At 67.4% G+C, this 15,782-nt stretch carries 17 protein-coding genes; 2 read left to right on the top strand and 15 right to left on the bottom strand.

Features of this window, described 5'->3' with window-relative positions; all coding sequences use genetic code 11:
- Nucleotides 1-120: 120 nt before the first annotated feature.
- Nucleotides 121-1,497: a hypothetical protein gene (locus AC5YGJ_RS00640; RefSeq protein WP_496185427.1), complete on the top strand. Its 1,377-nt coding sequence runs from the start codon at nt 121-123 to the stop codon at nt 1,495-1,497.
- Between the two features lie 51 nt (nt 1,498-1,548).
- On the opposite strand, the gene AC5YGJ_RS00635 is transcribed toward AC5YGJ_RS00640, so the two are convergent.
- The 5 genes from AC5YGJ_RS00635 to AC5YGJ_RS00615 all read right to left on the bottom strand — a co-directional run bounded on the left by AC5YGJ_RS00635 (nt 1,549) and on the right by AC5YGJ_RS00615 (nt 7,226).
- The gene (locus AC5YGJ_RS00635; protein WP_496185426.1) at nt 1,549-2,670 is read right to left on the bottom strand and encodes an ABC transporter permease; all 1,122 of its coding nucleotides are present in this window, start codon (nt 2,668-2,670) and stop codon (nt 1,549-1,551) included.
- A complete protein-coding gene (locus AC5YGJ_RS00630) occupies nt 2,667-3,854 on the bottom strand; it encodes an ABC transporter permease (protein WP_496185425.1) in 1,188 nt (395 codons plus the stop codon). Before AC5YGJ_RS00630 ends, AC5YGJ_RS00635 begins: the two co-directional genes overlap by 4 nt.
- Entirely contained in the window at nt 3,839-4,852 is a 1,014-nt protein-coding gene (locus tag AC5YGJ_RS00625) for an HlyD family secretion protein (RefSeq protein WP_249844657.1), read from the bottom strand. The genes AC5YGJ_RS00630 and AC5YGJ_RS00625 overlap by 16 nt, the downstream gene beginning before the upstream one ends.
- Nucleotides 4,845-6,254 carry a TolC family protein gene (locus AC5YGJ_RS00620; RefSeq protein WP_309337333.1) on the bottom strand — a complete coding sequence of 470 codons (1,410 nt, stop codon included), beginning with the start codon at nt 6,252-6,254 and terminating at the stop codon, nt 4,845-4,847. The genes AC5YGJ_RS00625 and AC5YGJ_RS00620 overlap by 8 nt, the downstream gene beginning before the upstream one ends.
- A gap of 78 nt (nt 6,255-6,332) precedes the next feature.
- Nucleotides 6,333-7,226 carry a LysR family transcriptional regulator ArgP gene (locus tag AC5YGJ_RS00615; RefSeq protein ID WP_409461117.1) on the bottom strand — a complete coding sequence of 298 codons (894 nt, stop codon included), beginning with the start codon at nt 7,224-7,226 and terminating at the stop codon, nt 6,333-6,335.
- Between the two features lie 105 nt (nt 7,227-7,331).
- On the opposite strand from AC5YGJ_RS00615, the gene AC5YGJ_RS00610 reads away from it, so the two are divergent.
- Complete coding sequence (locus AC5YGJ_RS00610; RefSeq protein WP_249844654.1) at nt 7,332-7,946, top strand: LysE/ArgO family amino acid transporter; 615 nt, start codon at nt 7,332-7,334, stop codon at nt 7,944-7,946.
- Here the strand turns inward: AC5YGJ_RS00610 and map are convergent.
- The 10 genes from map to AC5YGJ_RS00560 form a co-directional block, all read right to left on the bottom strand.
- Nucleotides 7,943-8,728 carry a type I methionyl aminopeptidase gene (gene map, locus AC5YGJ_RS00605; RefSeq protein ID WP_249844893.1) on the bottom strand — a complete coding sequence of 262 codons (786 nt, stop codon included), beginning with the start codon at nt 8,726-8,728 and terminating at the stop codon, nt 7,943-7,945. The two genes, AC5YGJ_RS00610 and map, sit on opposite strands and share 4 nt — an antisense overlap.
- A 7-nt stretch (nt 8,729-8,735) precedes the next feature.
- On the bottom strand, nt 8,736-8,948 hold the full coding sequence (locus tag AC5YGJ_RS00600; RefSeq protein WP_249844653.1) for a ParD-like family protein: 213 nt from the start codon (nt 8,946-8,948) through the stop codon (nt 8,736-8,738).
- 68 nt (nt 8,949-9,016) lie between these two features.
- Nucleotides 9,017-9,376 (bottom strand): bleomycin resistance protein, encoded by a 360-nt coding sequence (locus AC5YGJ_RS00595; RefSeq protein WP_496185424.1) that lies wholly within the window; start codon nt 9,374-9,376, stop codon nt 9,017-9,019.
- A 99-nt stretch (nt 9,377-9,475) separates the two neighbouring features.
- Nucleotides 9,476-10,360, bottom strand: a complete 885-nt coding sequence (locus tag AC5YGJ_RS00590; protein WP_496185423.1) for a hypothetical protein — start codon at nt 10,358-10,360, stop codon at nt 9,476-9,478.
- Nucleotides 10,361-10,363: 3 nt separating this feature from the next.
- On the bottom strand, nt 10,364-11,428 hold the full coding sequence (locus AC5YGJ_RS00585; RefSeq protein ID WP_496185422.1) for a GNAT family N-acetyltransferase: 1,065 nt from the start codon (nt 11,426-11,428) through the stop codon (nt 10,364-10,366).
- A 29-nt stretch (nt 11,429-11,457) separates the two neighbouring features.
- Nucleotides 11,458-12,858 (bottom strand): aspartate aminotransferase family protein, encoded by a 1,401-nt coding sequence (locus AC5YGJ_RS00580; RefSeq protein WP_496185421.1) that lies wholly within the window; start codon nt 12,856-12,858, stop codon nt 11,458-11,460.
- 64 nt (nt 12,859-12,922) lie between these two features.
- On the bottom strand, nt 12,923-13,639 hold the full coding sequence (locus AC5YGJ_RS00575; RefSeq protein ID WP_496185420.1) for an MtnX-like HAD-IB family phosphatase: 717 nt from the start codon (nt 13,637-13,639) through the stop codon (nt 12,923-12,925).
- A 174-nt stretch (nt 13,640-13,813) separates the two neighbouring features.
- Nucleotides 13,814-15,016, bottom strand: coding sequence for a DegT/DnrJ/EryC1/StrS family aminotransferase (locus tag AC5YGJ_RS00570; RefSeq protein ID WP_496185419.1), 1,203 nt, complete (start codon nt 15,014-15,016; stop codon nt 13,814-13,816).
- Nucleotides 15,017-15,026: 10 nt separating this feature from the next.
- Nucleotides 15,027-15,425 carry a DMT family transporter gene (locus tag AC5YGJ_RS00565; RefSeq protein ID WP_309337357.1) on the bottom strand — a complete coding sequence of 133 codons (399 nt, stop codon included), beginning with the start codon at nt 15,423-15,425 and terminating at the stop codon, nt 15,027-15,029.
- Complete coding sequence (locus AC5YGJ_RS00560; protein WP_249844645.1) at nt 15,422-15,781, bottom strand: EamA family transporter; 360 nt, start codon at nt 15,779-15,781, stop codon at nt 15,422-15,424. Before AC5YGJ_RS00560 ends, AC5YGJ_RS00565 begins: the two co-directional genes overlap by 4 nt.
- Nucleotide 15,782: the final 1 nt, after the last annotated feature.

Here is a 15,782-nt window from a genome sequence, read left to right as displayed (position 1 = left end):
ATTGCGCAGTACGTATGTCCCGAACGCCGGCCCCGAGCCGGCGTTCGTCGTTGAAGTGGCCCGTATCGCGGGCCGCGGCGCGGTGTCTATACTGCGCCGACTTCAATGGATGAACGAACTGTGAACGAATCACCCCTGGCTGAGTCGCGCGCGCCGGTTGCCGAGGTCGATCCAGCACCGGAAGCGACAGCGCGCTTCGGCCGACTGCGCGAGCGTACCGACGAGCTCGAATTGTTCATTTCCGGCCTGCTGGCGTTTGCGCTGTTGGCGGTGCCCGGTTACCTGTTTGATGCCTGGGCGCGCAGCAGCCTGCACACCGAAGGCATGTACTTCCAGGTGCTCTGGTTTGGTTTCAGCATCAGCGTAGGCATGTGCTACGTACTGGCGGTGGCGCTGATCGCGCACCTGACCGTGCGCGGCTACTGGATCGGGCTGATCGGGTTGAAATCGCACTTTCCCAAGGGCATCGACTGGGAGCGGCTGCAGCAGATGGGCCCGGTATCGCGTGCTTTCCTCAAGGCCCGCGACGGCGGCCTGGACGGCAGCATCGAGCGCGCCGACCGCCTGGCCACGCTGCTCTTCTCCACCACGCTGCTGGCGGTGCAGACGCTGGCGGGCACCCTGGTGGTTGCCGTGCTCACGCTGTGCGCGGCGATGGCGATCAGCGCACTGGCCGGGGGGGCGGAGCGCGTCGGCATGACGGTGGTGGCAACGGTGCTGAGCAGCCTGTTCGCGCTCGCGCTGGTGCCGGCGGTGCTGGAACGTGCCATTGCACGCCGGCAGCGGCGCGGCCAGTCCTCCGATCGTCAGCAACGCTGGCTGCAGCGCTTTCTGGGGGCCATGCAGCGCATTCCCCTGCTGCGTCTGATGCAGGCGATGCAGTTGACGTTGCAGAGCAACCTGCGCTCGCGTTCGTTCATGGTGGGCTACCTGCTGGCGGTAATGGTGGCGATGGTGCTGGGCGGAGTGCAGGTGCTGGGGTCACTGAAGTTCTCGCTGTTCAACCGTTATCAGGTGATGACCGATGAAGCGGTCGAACACGGCATGCTTAGTGCGCACTACGAGTCGCTGCGCTCCGCGCACGATCAGCTGTTGCCGTATCCGATGATTCCGTCCGACACGATCAGCGGTTCGCGACTGCGCGTGTTTATTCCGCATCGGCCGCAGCGTGACAACCCGCTGGCCCGCCAGCACTGCACCGCGCTGCCGGGTGCCCGCAACGAAGCGACCGGCATGCAGGCGGCCAATGCGGCAGTGGAGTGCCTGTCGCGGCTATGGCAGGTGCAGCTGGACGGTACGCCGGTGGATCTGCACGACTTCATGCCGATGGAGCGTCGCGACCTCGACATGCGTGGCCTGGTGGGCTATCTGCCAACGGCTGGGCTGACGCCGGGGCGGCATGATCTGTCGCTGGTATGGAATGCGGAGGGCGGCACGCGCGGAGGTGATCGTCGCCGCGAGTTCCGCATCCCGTTCTGGTACGCCCCAGACCCCTAAGAAAAGGGGACGGAGGGGATTAAGTCGCAATCGCGCAATCTTGCCGACGACTTAATCCCCTCCGTCCTCTTTTTTGGTGAGGAGGCGGTGGGCGGCGAGGCTGCCGTAGAGCAGCAACAGGGCGGTGAGGGTGATCAGTTCGTGGCTGACGTCGGCCAGGCGGGCGTCCATCTGGTTCAGGCGCACCATCAGGTTGATGCCGGAAGTGGTCGGCAGCAGCTGCGCCAGCCAGACCAGCGGTTGCGGCGTCATCACTGCCGGCCACGACAGGTTGGCCAGGAAGAACAGCGGGATCGAGGTGGCGATGATGTACTGGAACGCGCGTTCGCGGGTGCGGAAGAAGCTGCCGACGAACAGGCCGAACGCCACCGTGGCGGCGATGAACAAGGTGCCACCCAGCAGTTGGCCCAGCGGATTGCCACCGCGCGGATAGTCCTGCACCCAGGCGGTGAAGCCGGCGTAGTAGAACAGACCGAACAGGCCGATCAGGCCAAAGCCCAATGCCATGCCGGTCAGCGTCGGCAGGTCGAAGCGCAGTCGCCGCCCCAGCGCGAGGCGGCGGCCGCCGAGCAGCACGCCGATGCCCATCAACAGGGTCTGGTGCACGATCAGCTCGGCCACGCCGGGCACGATAGCGCTGCCATAGCCTTCCTGGGTGTTGTACAGCGGGCGCTGCACCAGCGTGACCGGCGGTGCCTGCGGTGCGCCCATGAAGGCGGCCTGGCCGACCACCGCATCCCGCCCGAACGCGCCCAGTGCATCGGCCACGCTGCCCAGCACCCAGCTGGCGCGGCCCAGGTACGCACCGTTGCCGAGCAGCACCAGCTTGGCCGGTTGCCCACGCAGGATGTCGCGCTCCAGGTTGGCCGGGATCAGCACGATGCCCTCGGCATGGCCGACTTCCAGCTGCTGGCGCGCGCTGTCGATGTCGGCCGGTTGCCCGACCACACGTGCAACCCGCAGCGCGTCGAGCTTGCGCAGCAGTTCGCGGCTGGTGGCGCTGTGGTCTTCGTCCACCACCAGCACCGGCAGGTTGCCGGCCACCTGGTGGCGATACGCGGCCGGGTAGAAGAACGAGTACAGGATCACCGCGCCGACCATCACCACGATCGCGTAGCGGTCGCACAGCACCGCCATCAGGGTCTGCCGCAGGCTGCGCCATAGTGCACTCATGCGCCGGCCCCCGCAGGCTGTGCGGCTTCGGGTGTACGCGCGAACGCGATCAGGCGCAGGCTGCCGATGCCACCGGCCACGACGGACATCAGCAGCAAGGTGGCCAGCGGCCACAGCGAGACCAGCAGCGGTGAACCGATGAACTGCTGCTGGGTCTGCAGTTTGATGTAGGCGCTGAGCGGCAGCAGCTGATGCCAGACACGGGTGAACAATGGACCGTCCAGCACCGGGAAGGTGGCGCTGGAGAACGCCAGCGCGGTGCCGATGCTGAGGCCCACTGCGGACAGTGCGGTGCCCATGTCGCGGGTGATGCCGACGAAGAACAGTGCGTAGGCGGCGGTAGCGAGGTAGAACAACGGCTGCGCGAGCACCAGCAGCAGCACGCTGCCGGCCACGCCATCACCACGCAGCCACGCCAGGTAGCCGAGGCCGAGCGCGCCATACAGCGAGAACAGCAGGATGTACGGCGTGATCTTGCCGGCGATGGCCGCCCACGGCGTGCGGCCCAGCCAGCCGGGCAGGGTGCCATCGCGGATCTCGCGGCCGAGGCTGCCGGCCACGGCCAGTGCCAGCACCAGCGACAATACCGCCGGGAAGATCAGCGGCAGCAGGAACAGCTCGTAGCTGCGCGCCGGGTTGTAGAGGATGTCCGACTGCACCGCGATCGGTGCTGCACGCAGTTTGCCCGGGCCGACCTGCAGGCCGATGCGTTCGCGCAGCAGGCGTGCGTTCCAGGCCGAGACCGCATCGCCGATGTCTCGCGCGGCGGACTGGCCGGTGGTCATGTAGGTGGCGTTGTAATAGGCGAACACCGTGCCCTGTCGGCCACGCAGCGCCTGCCGGGTGACATCGCGCGGCACCAGCACGATCGCGAACACGTCCAGGCGGCGCAGCTGCGAACGTGCGTCCTCCATGTCGGCTGGCTGGCTGGCGATGCGTACGCCGGGGCTGGCGTCGAGCATGCGCAGCAGCAGGCGGCTGTCACTGCTGTGATCAAGATCGACCACGGCAATGGGGATATCGCGCATCACCGAGGGCGTGAACATCCACGCCATCAGCACCAGCATCAGCAGCGGCAGCAGGGTAACCAGCATCAGATCGGCGCGGTTGCCGCGCATCGCACGCAGCTCGCGCCGCCACGAAGCGGCGAAGCCGCCCGTGCCCGGGCTCAGTGCTGGGGCCATGCGAACAGCACGCTCATGCCGGGGCGGAAGCCCTCGATGCGGCGTACCGGGCGCACCCGCACCTCGAAGCTGCGAACGTCGTAGCCCGACGACTGGCGGGTGGTACGCCAGGTCGCATAGTCACCGGCCGGGTTGATGAAATAGACCTCGAACTCAGCGTCCTGCCCAAGCGCCGGCACGTTGCCGCGCAGCTTGCTGCCGACCTTCAGGCCCTGCATCTGCGATTCGCGCAGGTTCATCGCCACCCACATGCGGTCGATGTCGACCAGGGTGAATACCGGGTAGCCGGCCGGCACCAGTTCGCCCGGGTCGGCCATGCGCTTGTTGATCTCGCCCGCCATCGGCGCGCGCCCTTCCACTTCGGCACGCGCGGCGTTGACCTCGGCCACCGCGCCCTGCGCCTGCTGCACCTGGCCCTGCGCGGCGCGCTTGTCCTGCTCGCGCGCGCCGGCCAATGCCATGTCGTACTGCGCGCGGGCGGCACGCGCCAGTTCGCGCGAACTGGTGGCCTGGGCATGCGCTTCGTCGCGCTTCTGCCGGGTCATCACCCCTTCGTTGAACAGGTTCTGCACGCGCTGGTAGGTGGCTTCGGCCAGCGTCGCACCGGCTTCGGCGCGCTTCCAGTTCGCTTCCGCAGCGCGGATGTCTTCGCTGCGCGCGCCCTCGTCGGCCTTGTCGGCCACCGCCTGTGCGGCGGCCAGGGCACCGTGGGCCTGCTGTTCCTTGGCGGCCACTTCGGGGCTGTCGAGCAGGAACAGCACCTGCCCGGGCTGCACGCGGTCACCCTCTCGCACCTTCAGTTCGGCCACGCGCGCAGTGATCTTGGCGGCCACGTTGATGGTGTCCGCATCGGCCATGCCCTGGATCTGGTCGGCCGGGCTGCGCCAGGCCAGCCACAGCCCGAGCACCACCACGACCAGCAGCACCACCGCTAGAATCGGGCCCATCCGGCGCTTGCCCGGGGGCGTCGTCGCTTCGTCGTGCAGCACATCACTCATGGTCGATCACCTCGTCCGCACGCCGCCGGAATTCCTCGAAACGGTCCATCTGTCCACTGATCTCCAGCAACTGTGCCAGCGCAATATCGTATTGGTAAGCAGCCTGCGCACGCTCGACACGGGCGCCACCGAGGCCGAGCCGCGCGTCGATCACATCCAGCGAGGTGGCCTGGCCTTCGCGGAACGCCAGTTCCTGCAGGCGCAGGTTTTCCTGGGCCTGGGCGATGCTGCTGTCGAGCAGCACGAACTGCTGGCGCGCGGTTTCCAGTTCGTTCCACGCCTTGCGCACGCCCAGCGCGACCTGGTTCTCGGCCTCGCGCAGGCCGGCTTCGGCCTGTTCCTGTTGTGCACGCGCGGCGCTGATCTGCGCCGGCCGCGAGTTCGGCGACAGGAAGGTGTACTTCAGGCCGATGCCGAACGCCCAGTCCGGATCGGTCAGCATCTCGTCGCGACGGCGGAAGTCGTACTGGCCGAAGGCGAAGATCTGCGGTTTCAGCTTGGCCTGCTGCACGCGTACGCCCTGTTCGGCCTGCGCCACCATCGCTCGCAGGCGTGCGATCTGCGGTTGGCGTGCCTGGGCGGTGCGCTCGAAGCTGGCGACGGGTTGCAGTGGCACCCGCTGCACGAACAGCGGCGATACCGGCTGCACCTCGCCACCGCTGCGCAGCAGCGTGGACAGCGCGGCCTTCAGCGTGGCCAGATCGTTCACCGTCTTCTGGTACTCGCGCTCGGCCTTGTCGCGGGCCACGGTGGCCTGCAGACGCTGTGCGCGCGTGGCGAAGCCCTCACGTTCCAGCTTCTCGGCATCGGAGAGGTGGCGGTTGAGGCCATCGCGCACGTCGCGACGCACGTCCACGGCCTGTTCGGCCAGGCGCTGGCCGAAATAGGCCTGGGCCAGCTGCACGGTCAGCGATTGGCGTTGTGCTTCGCGCTCGGCGCTGGCTTGTTCGTGGGCAGCGCTGGCGGCACGCTGCGCGGCCGGGATCACACCACCGGTGTACAGCGGCAGCACCGCAGTCACCACCGGACGGGTGCGCCAGTCGCGTTCGGTGAACGACAGCGGCGAGTCGATGCCGAAGGCTTCGGCCACCGGTGCCAGCGACCCCAGTGGCAGGGTCAGGGTCTTCTGGAACTGCAGGCGGCGCACTTCACCGGTGATCTCCGGCAGGCGCAGCAGACGCGTCGCCTCCTGCAGGTCCTGCTTGTTGCGTACCGCCGCATCAGACGCGGCCAGCGCATCGGAGACCTGTTCCAGCCGTTGCCGTGCCTGTTCCCAGTCCAGTGCCGGTACAGCGGCGGTACTGTCCTGCGCCGGCGCAGCCAGCGGCAGGCAGGCCAGCAGAGCCAGCGCCAGTGCGGCCGTCGCGCGCTGCGTCCTTGTACGTCGGCCGATCACGCCCATGCCGTCCCAATGGTGAAGAAGTGCGCAAACGGTAGTGCGCGAGGCGTGAAGCCCGGGTCTGCGGTCATCGTGTGGTCCTCAACGAAGGGTACCGCTGGCGGCGGCGCGAAGCGCCTGGGTGATGTGCTGCAGCGTGCTTGAGCGCACGGCCGCATGCTGCCAGTACAACGGCACATCGAGCCAGCGGCGGGGTTCCAGTACCACCACGCGGCCGGAGTGAACTGCAGGTGCGACCAGCGTTTCCGGGGCCATGCCCCAGCCGAGTCCGCATGCCGCAGCTTCGACGAAGCCGGTGGAGGAGGGCAGGTAGTGTAGCGGTGGCTGCAGCCGCGCGCGGGTCAGCCGCCGCACGAAGCGCCACTGCAGTTCATCCTTGCGGTTGAACACCAGCATCGGTGCGTGGGCCAGCGCCGCAGCCTGCATGCCCTGATCAAAGTACTGGCGGGCGAAGCCGGGCGAGGCGATGGCGTGGTAGCGCATGGCACCGAGCGGGTGCACGTTGCAGCCCTTCACCGGTTGGCTTTCGGCGGTGACCGCGCCGAGCACGCTGCCATCGCGCAGCAGGTCCAGGGTGTGGTCCTGGTCGTCCATGCGCAGGTCGAACAGGTAACCATGACGCTGGTGCAGGTCGGCGATGGCCGGCACGAACCAGGTATCGAGCGAATCGTCATTGACCGCCAGCGGGATCGGTGTGCGCGCGGCGTCGTTGCCGCGCTCGGGCAGCAGCTCGGCCAGCGCCTCGGCCTCCAGCGCCTGCATTGGCCGCACCCGGCGCAGCAGTGCCTCGCCAGCGGCCGTCGGGCGGCAGGGCGCCTGCCGCACCAGCAGCACCTGGCCGAGCCGGTCCTCCAGTGCCTTTATCCGTTGCGACAGGGCCGAGGGGCTGATCGACAGGCGGCGTGCAGCGGCCTCGAAACTGCCTTCCTCCAGCACGGCCGCGAACGCAGCCAGTTGCGGGTGTACCAGGTCCATGCAGGGGGCTCTTCAGTTTTTCTGCACAGGATAAAGAAGAATCAGTTTATCTTATCCGGGCGCTGGCCGCACCCTGCGCATCCCTTCGCTGCCCGGTCCTTCCCGATGTGGATTGCCGCCACCGTCGCCGGCCTGCTTGCAGGCGCCGGCCTGATCATCGCCATTGGCGCGCAGAATGCCTTCGTGCTGCGCCAGGGGTTGCAACGCCGCCACGTGGGGACAGTGGTGCTGGCCTGCGCGGGCGCGGACATTGCGTTGATTCTGGCCGGCGTGGGCGGCATGGGCGCGCTGGTGATGCAATGGCCGCTGCTGCTGCAGGTACTGCGCTTTGGCGGTGCCGCGTTCCTGCTCTGGTATGGCCTGCAGGCCGGGTTGCGCGCCTGGCGCGGTGGCGGTGCACTGGCCGCGGACGACGCGCAGGGCGGTAGCCGAGGGCAGGTGCTGTTGGCCTGCCTGGCCTTCACCCTGCTCAATCCGCATGTGTATCTGGATACGGTGGTGCTGCTGGGCAGCCTGTCCACGCGCTATCCGGGCCAGCTGCGCTGGGCGTTCGCTGCCGGTGCCTGTGTGGCCAGCGTGGCCTGGTTCTGCACGCTGGGCTATGGCGCTCGGCTGCTGCAACCGATGTTCCGCAATCCCACCGCCTGGCGGGTGCTGGACGCGGGCGTGGCGGTGTTCATGTTCTGCCTGGCCACGCTGCTGTTGCTGCGTCCGCTCTAGGCGGCATGATCCAGCGCGCACAGCGGCGCTTCGCCGGGGCGCAGGGTCAGTACGCGCACGCCATTGCGGGTAACTGCCACGGTGTGCTCGAACTGCGCCGACAGCTTGCCGTCGCGGGTGTAGACCGGCCATTCGTCCGGCTGCTGGCGGATGGCTGGCTTGCCCTGGTTGAGCATCGGCTCGATGGTGAACACCATGCCTTCCTCCAGCACCATGCCGGTGTTGGGATGGCCGTAATGCAGGATCTGCGGCTCCTCGTGCATTTCCTGGCCGATGCCGTGGCCGCAGTACTCCTTCACCACGCTGTAGCCGTGGCTGCGTGCGTGACGGGCGATGGCGTGGCCGATGTCACCCAGCCGCGCGCCGGGGCGCACGGCAGCGATGCCCTTCCACATTGCCTGGTAGGTGGTCTGCACCAGCCGGCGTGCGGCGTAGTCGACCTCACCGACCAGGTAGGTGGTGCTGGAATCGGCGATGTAGCCGTTCTTTTCCAGAGTGATGTCGAGGTTGACGATCTGACCGCTGCGCAGCACGTCGGCGGTGCTGGGAACGCCGTGGCAGATCACGTTGTCGATCGAAGTGTTGAGCACATACGGGAAGCCGTACTGGCCCTTGCTGGCCGGGCGCGCGCGCAGCTCGTCGACGATCATGCGCTCGACGAATTCATTGATCTGCATCGTGCTGCGGCCCTGCAGCGGCAGTTGATCGAGCGCGGCAAACACCTGCGCCAGCAGGCGACCGGATTCGGCCATCAGCGCGATTTCGTGCGGCTGCTTGATCATCGCCATGTCAGGCCCGCCCGGGCGCCAACGACTGGGGCTGGACGCCGGCCGCGCGCAGCTCGCTGGCGACGATGTCCTGGAAGCTCAGCGTCGGGTTCATCTCGCACAGCATGCCGACCCGGATCCAGAAGTTGGCCTGGGCGTTGATCGAGCGGCTGGAGACGGTGCAGGCACGGCGCAACTGGTCGTGCAGGGTGTCATCGATGTTGACGATGCCCATGGGAGGTCCTGCTGGGGTGAATATACGAAGCGTATATGCTTCATATATTCACCTCAAGTCCCCGTCGTTCAGCCGGCGTCGGTGGCAAAGCGCAGGCGGTTGCCGTCGGGGTCGCGCAACAGCATCTCGCGGCTACCCCACCCGGTGTCATGCGGGGGCTGCTCGATCGGCACACCGGCCGCGCTGAAGGCGCGGTACAGCGCGTCGACGTCCTCGACGATGAAGTACACCGCGCCGCCTGCCTCACAGTCGCCGCTGTGTTCGGTGAGGAAGATCGTCTGGTTATCGCGGGTGAGCTGGGCGAACAGCGGGAAACCGGGCTCGAAGCGGTGTTCCCAGTCGACCACGAAGCCCAGCCCCTGCACGTAGAACGGCAGGGTGGTGTCGGCGTGGCGCATGCGCAGCTGCGGGATGACGGTCTGGGGCATGGCGGCGGCTCCTGGGGCGGGAGCGCCAGTGTAGTGCCGGCCGCTGGTCGGCATTCTCGTGAGCGTGGGAACACCGCGGTCGCCGGCCAGCGGCCGCGGTCAACAGGCCGTTGGCACTGCCGCCATCGCCGCCAGCAGTTCGCGGTTCACCTGCTGATGCCGGGCCTGCCAGGCAGGAAGTTCGTCGGCACGGATGTCGGGCTGGCCGTCCAGTGATGACAGCCAGCGCTTGAAGCGGCTGCGATAGTTGGCCTGCGAGACTTCACCGGTGATGTCACTGCCGACCAGGCCGCCGGCACGCAGCGCCTCGATCACCACCAGGGCGTCTTCCAGCTGGAACCGGCCCTGGTCCCAGTTGCTGCGCGCCACTTCTTCGGCGAACACATCCTTGTCGATCGAAAGATAGGTCGGCTGCGGCGACGCGGCCTGCTCGGCGGCGAACGCCGCCACCAGCGCCTCGGGGTGCTCGAAGCGGCGGAACGCGTGGCCCATGGCGAGGCGGTGGCCCCAGCTCACGTCCACGTCCATGCACCAGTAGGTCAGGCGGCCGCCCAGCAGCGGGCGCCAGTGGTTCTCCCAGGCATGGCCGAGGCCGATGTCGCTGGAGGTGATGCCCAGCACGTGAATGTGGGAGATCTGCGGCAGCTTGCTGGCGGCGTTCACCCATGAACCGCAGTGCATGCCCAACGGAAAGCGCATGTTGTCCGGATGGTTGTCCAGAACCACCAGCTGGAACGGCGGTCGTATGCGCATGCGCTGCAGCAGGGGCAGGCTGAGATGGTGGAAGTCGCCACTGCCGAGCATCACCGTGCCGAGCTGCGCAGGCAGCGGTGCCAGCACTTCAGCGCTGAAACGCGCCAGGGTGGTGTTGCTGCAGGCGAAGCGCAGCGGGTCGTGCCAGTGCGGCAGCGCCACGGTCTGTGCCTGCGGCAGCGGCAGCACGCCACCGTCCAGATCCAGGATCAGCGGAGAACGCAACAGCATCGCTCAACCGCCTCCATCCGGTTCGCCCTGCAGATGCGGGGCCAACCTGCGCAACGCGGCGCGCAGCAGCGGTGAGCGGGCGTGGATCGCGTGCCGGGTGGAGGTGAAGCGCGCGCCAAGTTCGGCCTTGATCCGCGAATCGGTCCAGCCCGCCACGTAGTGGCTGAGGCCGTGCTGCAGGGCGTACTCGAGGTTGTGCATCCAGCTGACCGCGTACAGGTTGTGCTCGCGCGACTGCGGATAGGCCAGGCCGATGTACTTGTCCACCAGCTTGCCGGCATGCACGTAGCACAGGTTCCAGCCGATCAGCCGGCCCTGGTGACGGTACAGGAACATGCGTCCCTGGCCGTGGCTGTCGGCCAGCAGGTGCTGGAAGTAGGGCAGGTCGAGCTGGTCGAAGTGCACTGCACTCTGCGCGTACACGGCCAGGTACAGCGCATGCAGTTCTGCCTGCAGCCGTGGGTCGGCCAAGGCCGGATCACCGGTGGCGATGCAGTCGATCTGCAGGTCCACGCGCGAGCGCAGCTTGCGCCGGATGTTCTTGCGGCGCGAGGACGACAGGCGGCCGAGATAGCCGTCGATCGAATCGAAATCGATCGCCACCCAGGCCAGCGGCATGCCTTCCAGTTCAACGAAGCCGCGCGCCAGCAATGCCTGCAGGAAGGCAGCACTGTGCGCGTTGGCCGCGTCGTCCAGCAGTGGTGAATCGATCGCCAGGTCCTTGACCACCAGCAGCCGGGTATCGCCGATCGCGTGACGCGTCACGTCCTCGGCCAGCGCCTCCGGCGCGACGTGTGCCGGCAGCGGGGTGTACTCGGTGCTGGTGGCACCGACGAAGCGGGTCTTCCAGGTGATCCACGGCCGCCACAGGCGCGACAGCGGCAGGCCGAGCAGCCTGCCGCGCAGTTCGTCGTCCATCGTGGTGGTCAGGTCCAGCGGCGCACGGAAGGTCGGCAGGCCGCTGGGCAGGCGGCTCGCTTCGAAACCGAGCGGCGGGTGGGCCAGGAAGCCCTCCAGCAGCACGGCCGGTTCCAGCGCGGTGCTGGAGGCGCGTAGGGTCATCTCCATCGGCACAGGAACCGGCAGCGCATGCGGCCTCAGCCCTTGGCCTTGGTCAGCGCCTGGTCGAGCAGGGTGATCGCCAGATCGATCTCTTCATAGCTGATGTCCAGCGACGGCGCGAAGGTGATCACGTTCTTGTACCAGCCACCCACATCGAGCACGAGGCCCATGCGCTTGCCATCATGCAGCAGATCACCGGCCAGGCCGATGTCGACCATGCGGTCCAGCAGTTCCTTGTTCGGTGTGTAGCCGTCGGCCTGGCAGATCTCGGCGCGCAGGGCCAGGCCCAGGCCGTCGACGTCGCCGATTTCCGGGTGGCGCTTCTGCAGGCCACGCAGGCCATCGAGGAAGTACGCGCCCTTCTCCGGCACGGTGCGCTCGTAGTCCATTTCCTTGCCCAGCTTCAGCACTTCCAGGCCCAGGCGGGTGCCCAGCGGGTTGGAGTTGAAGGTGGAGTGGGTGGAGCCCGGCGGGAACACGGTCGGGTTGATCAGCTCTTCGCGCGCCCACAGGCCCGACAGCGGGTTCAGGCCGTTGGTCAGCGCCTTGCCGAACACCAGCACGTCCGGGGTCACGCCGAAGTGCTCGATCGACCACAGCTTGCCGGTGCGCCAGAAGCCCATCTGGATCTCATCGACGACCATCAGGATGCCGTACTTGTCCAGCACGCGCTTGAGGCCGGTGAAGAAGTTGCGTGGCGGGATGACGTAGCCGCCGGTGCCCTGGATCGGCTCGACGTAGAACGCGGCGTACTCGGCCTGGCCGACCTTGGGATCCCACACGCCGTTGTATTCGCTTTCGAACAGGCGCTCGAACTGCCACACGCAGTGGTCGGAATACTCGTCCGGGGTCATGCCCTTCGGGCGACGGAACGGGTACGGGAACGGGATGAACATCGCGCGCTCGCCGAAGTGGCCGTAGCGGCGGCGGTAGCGGTAGCTGGAGGTGATCGAGGACGCGCCCAGGGTGCGGCCGTGGTAGCCGCCTTCGAAGGCGAACATCAGGCTCTTGCCGCCGCGCGCGTTGCGCACGATCTTCAGCGAGTCTTCGATGGCCTGCGCGCCGCCGACGTTGAAGTGCACGCGGCCGTCGAGGCCGAACTTGTCGTGCATGTCCATCGCAATGGTCTTGGCCAGCTGCACGCGGGTTGGGTGCAGGTACTGGCTGGCGACCTGCGGCAGGGTGTCGATCTGGTCCTTCAGCGCATCGTTCAGGCGCTGGTTGCTGTAGCCGAAGTTGCAGGCCGAGTACCACATCTGCAGGTCGAGATAGGGCACGCCCGCACCGTCGAACATGTAGCTGCCTTCGCCGCGCTGGAAGATCTTCGGCGGGTCGACGTAGTGGACGGTGTCGCCGAAGGAGCTGTAGCGGGCTTCGTCGGCCAGCAGCTGCGCATCGGAGGCAGCGGCGTCGGCGTTTTTGTCAAAAATGTTCATGCAGTTCGGTTCCGTGAAGGACGTTCGAAAGGGGCAACAGGGGGGGCGTGCTTGGAAGAAGTGCTCAGGCGGTGGCCAGCAGCAGCGGCAGTGCGGTCGGCTGCGGGCTGGCGTCGACGTGACGAGGCTGCAGCAGGCTGCCATCGAGCAGGCGCGGCAACAGTTCGATTGCATCGTGGAAGGTATCGATGGCGGCATGCGCGATGCCGGCATTCGTGCAATGGGTGATCAGGCGGCGCTTGGCGAACACGAAGTCGGCATCTTCGGAGACGCAGAAATCCGAGCTGCCGTCGCCGATCATCAGCACGCGCGGTGCTTCGTTGGCACGCGCCTGCGCGGCGCAGGTGCACTTGCAGGTACCGCTGCGGCAACCTTCGGCCTGGTACGGCGATTCCAGTTCCCAGTGGTCTTCGCACCAGCGCAGGTGGTTGGCCACCACCGGTAGCCGCGGCAGGCCGTGGTTGGCGAGGATGCGGTGGATCGCGTAATCCAGGCCGTCGCTGACAATGCGCAGCGGCAGGCCCAGCTGCGCAGCGCGGGTGACGAAGGCAGCAAATCCCGGATCGATCCGCACCTGGTCCAGATGTGCATCGAGCGTGGCCGGGTCCAGCTTCAACAGCCGCACCTGGCCCTTCATGCATTCACGCGAGCCGATGACGCCGGCCTTCCACTGTGCCTCCAGTTCCTGCCAGCCCGGCTGGCCGTACTTTTCCAGCAGCGAGTCGATGACATCTTCGAGGCTGATGGTGCCATCGAAGTCACACAGGATGCTCCAGCGCATGGGCAGGTCCGTCGATGAGAGAAACCACCGGCTCGATGCCGGGGCAGGCTCAATGTAGGCAGGCCGCCTTTCTCGTTCCTTTCCTGTTGAAAGCCTTCATTGCGCGGCAGGGAAAACGTTCAGGAAGGTGCACGGATGAATGCGTGGGGTGCTGCCGATGCAGGCGGGTGCAGGTCAGGCCCGTGCCAGCACCTGCAGGATCTGCGCGGTCTCTTCACGCGTCTGCCAGGCGCTGTTGCCGAGGGTGAGCATGCGCGCGGCGAAGTCGCGGGCATTGGGCACATCGGTGGGCGGCACGATGCCGCGCAGGTAGGCGTAATCGGGCAGGGCATGGATGAACATGCGGCTGACGCCGAGCCCGCGTGGCCATAGATCCGCCAAGGCGGCGTCGCGGGCACGCTGGCTGGGCAGCAGCAACATCAGCAGCGGCCAGGTACCACCGGTTCCGGCCACGCCATCAACCACCTCCACCACTGGCAGTTGCGCCAGCTGCACGCGCAGCTGCAAGGCACGCAGGCGCCCGGCCTGCAGGAACGCAGGCAGGCGCTGCGCGGCTCTGGCACCGATGCTCTGTCGCCAGCGGCTGACCCGGTGCTGAGGGATGTCCAGCGCGAACACATCACCGACCGCGGCTTCGACGTCACCACGGCGCAGCGCGCTGCGCCGTGGATTGCCGTACACCAGTGACAGCAGCGAAGGGCGGTAGCAGGCGGCAAGGCCCATCAGCTGCACGCTGCGCAGCAGCTCCCAGCGCAGGCTGAAACGAACGTGTTGAGCCGCATGTTCGGCCAGTGCCGCGCGCAGCTCGTCATCGCGGCTGACCAGCAGACCGCCTTCGTGCAGGCTCAGGCCCTTGCCGGCGGCCAGGCTGAAGAAGCCGATATCACCACGCAGGCCGACACTGTGGCTGCCTACGCGTGCACCGAGTGCCTGTGCGGCATCTTCGATCACCCAGGCACCGGCGCTGCGTGCAATCTCGCAGGCCAGCTCGACATCGGCGATTCGGCCACCGAGATGGGTGGGCAGGATCGCCAGCGTGCGCGCGTCGGCCAGCCGCTTGAGCTGGCCGGGATCGAAGTCGAAGTGGCCATGGCGGGTATCGCACAGCTGCACGCGCAGGCCCAGGCTGTGCACCGCGATCGGCACCAGCGGGCAGGTGTAGGCCGGCAGGATCACGGTGTCGCGATGTGGCGCGCGCTTGCGCAGCGTACGCAACGCGATCAGCAGCGCATGCGTGCCGGAGCAGGTCGGCTGCAACGGCGGTGTTCCGAGCTGGTTGGCCAGGATCGTGCGCAGATCGCCGCCACCGGGAACAAAATCGCTGGCCTGCAGCGGCAGACCAGCGGTGGGCGGCAGTTCGCGCGCGAACAGGTTCATTGCTGCGCGCTCATGCGCTGCTCTCAACCGGGCTGTGCGGGTCGTCCGCCTCGGCACGGCCGAGACAGACGATGCCGGCCACGATCAGTACCGCGCCAAGCAGATGGTGAAGGGTCAGCGGCTCGTTCAACAGCCACGCCGACAGCAGCAGCACGCTGATCACTTCCAGGTGCGAGGCGGCAAAGGCGGGGCCGATCGGCGCGTGGCGCAGCAGGCTCATCCAGGTGAAGAACGCACCGACGTAGCCGAGGATGGCGCCATACACCCACGGCTGCGACAGCACGCGCAGCAGCCACGCGGTGTTGGCTTCGACCGGCAACGCGGCATCGCCGGCATACTTGAAGCACAGCTGCGCCAATGTATCGAAGGCCATCAGCAGCGGGAAGCCGATCACATACAGGCGCCTCATGAGCCGGCCCCCACCACCGCTACGCCTGCGGTGACCAGCAGCATGCCGGTCACCCGCAACGGCGTGAGCTTCTCGCGGAACAGGATGCGGCCGGCGATCATCAGCGCGACGATGTTGATCGAGCCCAGCAGCACGCCCTTGGACAGCGGCACCAGCGAGAGGAAGGCGATCCAGGCAACGAACTCGAGCACGTAACAGGCGATGCCGATCCACAGCCAGGGCCGGCTGAACATGTGTTTCCAGCGCTGCAGCCCTTCACCCTGCTGGGGGTCGCTGGCGGCGGCCTTGAAGGCGAGCTGGCCACCGGTATCGAGCACCACGTTGGCCAGCCACAGCAGCGTGGCAAGTGCCCCCATC

The sequence above is a fragment of the Stenotrophomonas sp. CS3K5 genome (assembly GCF_059515225.1).
This window is presented reverse-complemented; position numbering and strand designations above follow the sequence as displayed.

Bases quoted from the DNA above. Each gene is read 5' to 3' on its own strand.
- AC5YGJ_RS00635 (WP_496185426.1), bottom strand. From the start codon at position 2,670: ATGAGTGCACTATGGCGCAGCCTGCGGCAGACCCTGATGGCGGTGCTG.
- AC5YGJ_RS00630 (WP_496185425.1), bottom strand. From the start codon at position 3,854: ATGGCCCCAGCACTGAGCCCGGGCACGGGCGGCTTCGCCGCTTCGTGG.
- AC5YGJ_RS00625 (WP_249844657.1), bottom strand. From the start codon at position 4,852: ATGAGTGATGTGCTGCACGACGAAGCGACGACGCCCCCGGGCAAGCGC.
- AC5YGJ_RS00620 (WP_309337333.1), bottom strand. From the start codon at position 6,254: ATGGGCGTGATCGGCCGACGTACAAGGACGCAGCGCGCGACGGCCGCA.
- AC5YGJ_RS00615 (WP_409461117.1), bottom strand. From the start codon at position 7,226: ATGGACCTGGTACACCCGCAACTGGCTGCGTTCGCGGCCGTGCTGGAG.
- AC5YGJ_RS00610 (WP_249844654.1), top strand. From the start codon at position 7,332: ATGTGGATTGCCGCCACCGTCGCCGGCCTGCTTGCAGGCGCCGGCCTG.
- map (WP_249844893.1), bottom strand. From the start codon at position 8,728: ATGATCAAGCAGCCGCACGAAATCGCGCTGATGGCCGAATCCGGTCGC.
- AC5YGJ_RS00600 (WP_249844653.1), bottom strand. From the start codon at position 8,948: ATGGGCATCGTCAACATCGATGACACCCTGCACGACCAGTTGCGCCGT.
- AC5YGJ_RS00595 (WP_496185424.1), bottom strand. From the start codon at position 9,376: ATGCCCCAGACCGTCATCCCGCAGCTGCGCATGCGCCACGCCGACACC.
- AC5YGJ_RS00590 (WP_496185423.1), bottom strand. From the start codon at position 10,360: ATGCTGTTGCGTTCTCCGCTGATCCTGGATCTGGACGGTGGCGTGCTG.
- AC5YGJ_RS00585 (WP_496185422.1), bottom strand. From the start codon at position 11,428: ATGGAGATGACCCTACGCGCCTCCAGCACCGCGCTGGAACCGGCCGTG.
- AC5YGJ_RS00580 (WP_496185421.1), bottom strand. From the start codon at position 12,858: ATGAACATTTTTGACAAAAACGCCGACGCCGCTGCCTCCGATGCGCAG.
- AC5YGJ_RS00575 (WP_496185420.1), bottom strand. From the start codon at position 13,639: ATGCGCTGGAGCATCCTGTGTGACTTCGATGGCACCATCAGCCTCGAA.
- AC5YGJ_RS00570 (WP_496185419.1), bottom strand. From the start codon at position 15,016: ATGAACCTGTTCGCGCGCGAACTGCCGCCCACCGCTGGTCTGCCGCTG.
- AC5YGJ_RS00565 (WP_309337357.1), bottom strand. From the start codon at position 15,425: ATGAGGCGCCTGTATGTGATCGGCTTCCCGCTGCTGATGGCCTTCGAT.
- AC5YGJ_RS00560 (WP_249844645.1), bottom strand. From the start codon at position 15,781: ATGGGGGCACTTGCCACGCTGCTGTGGCTGGCCAACGTGGTGCTCGAT.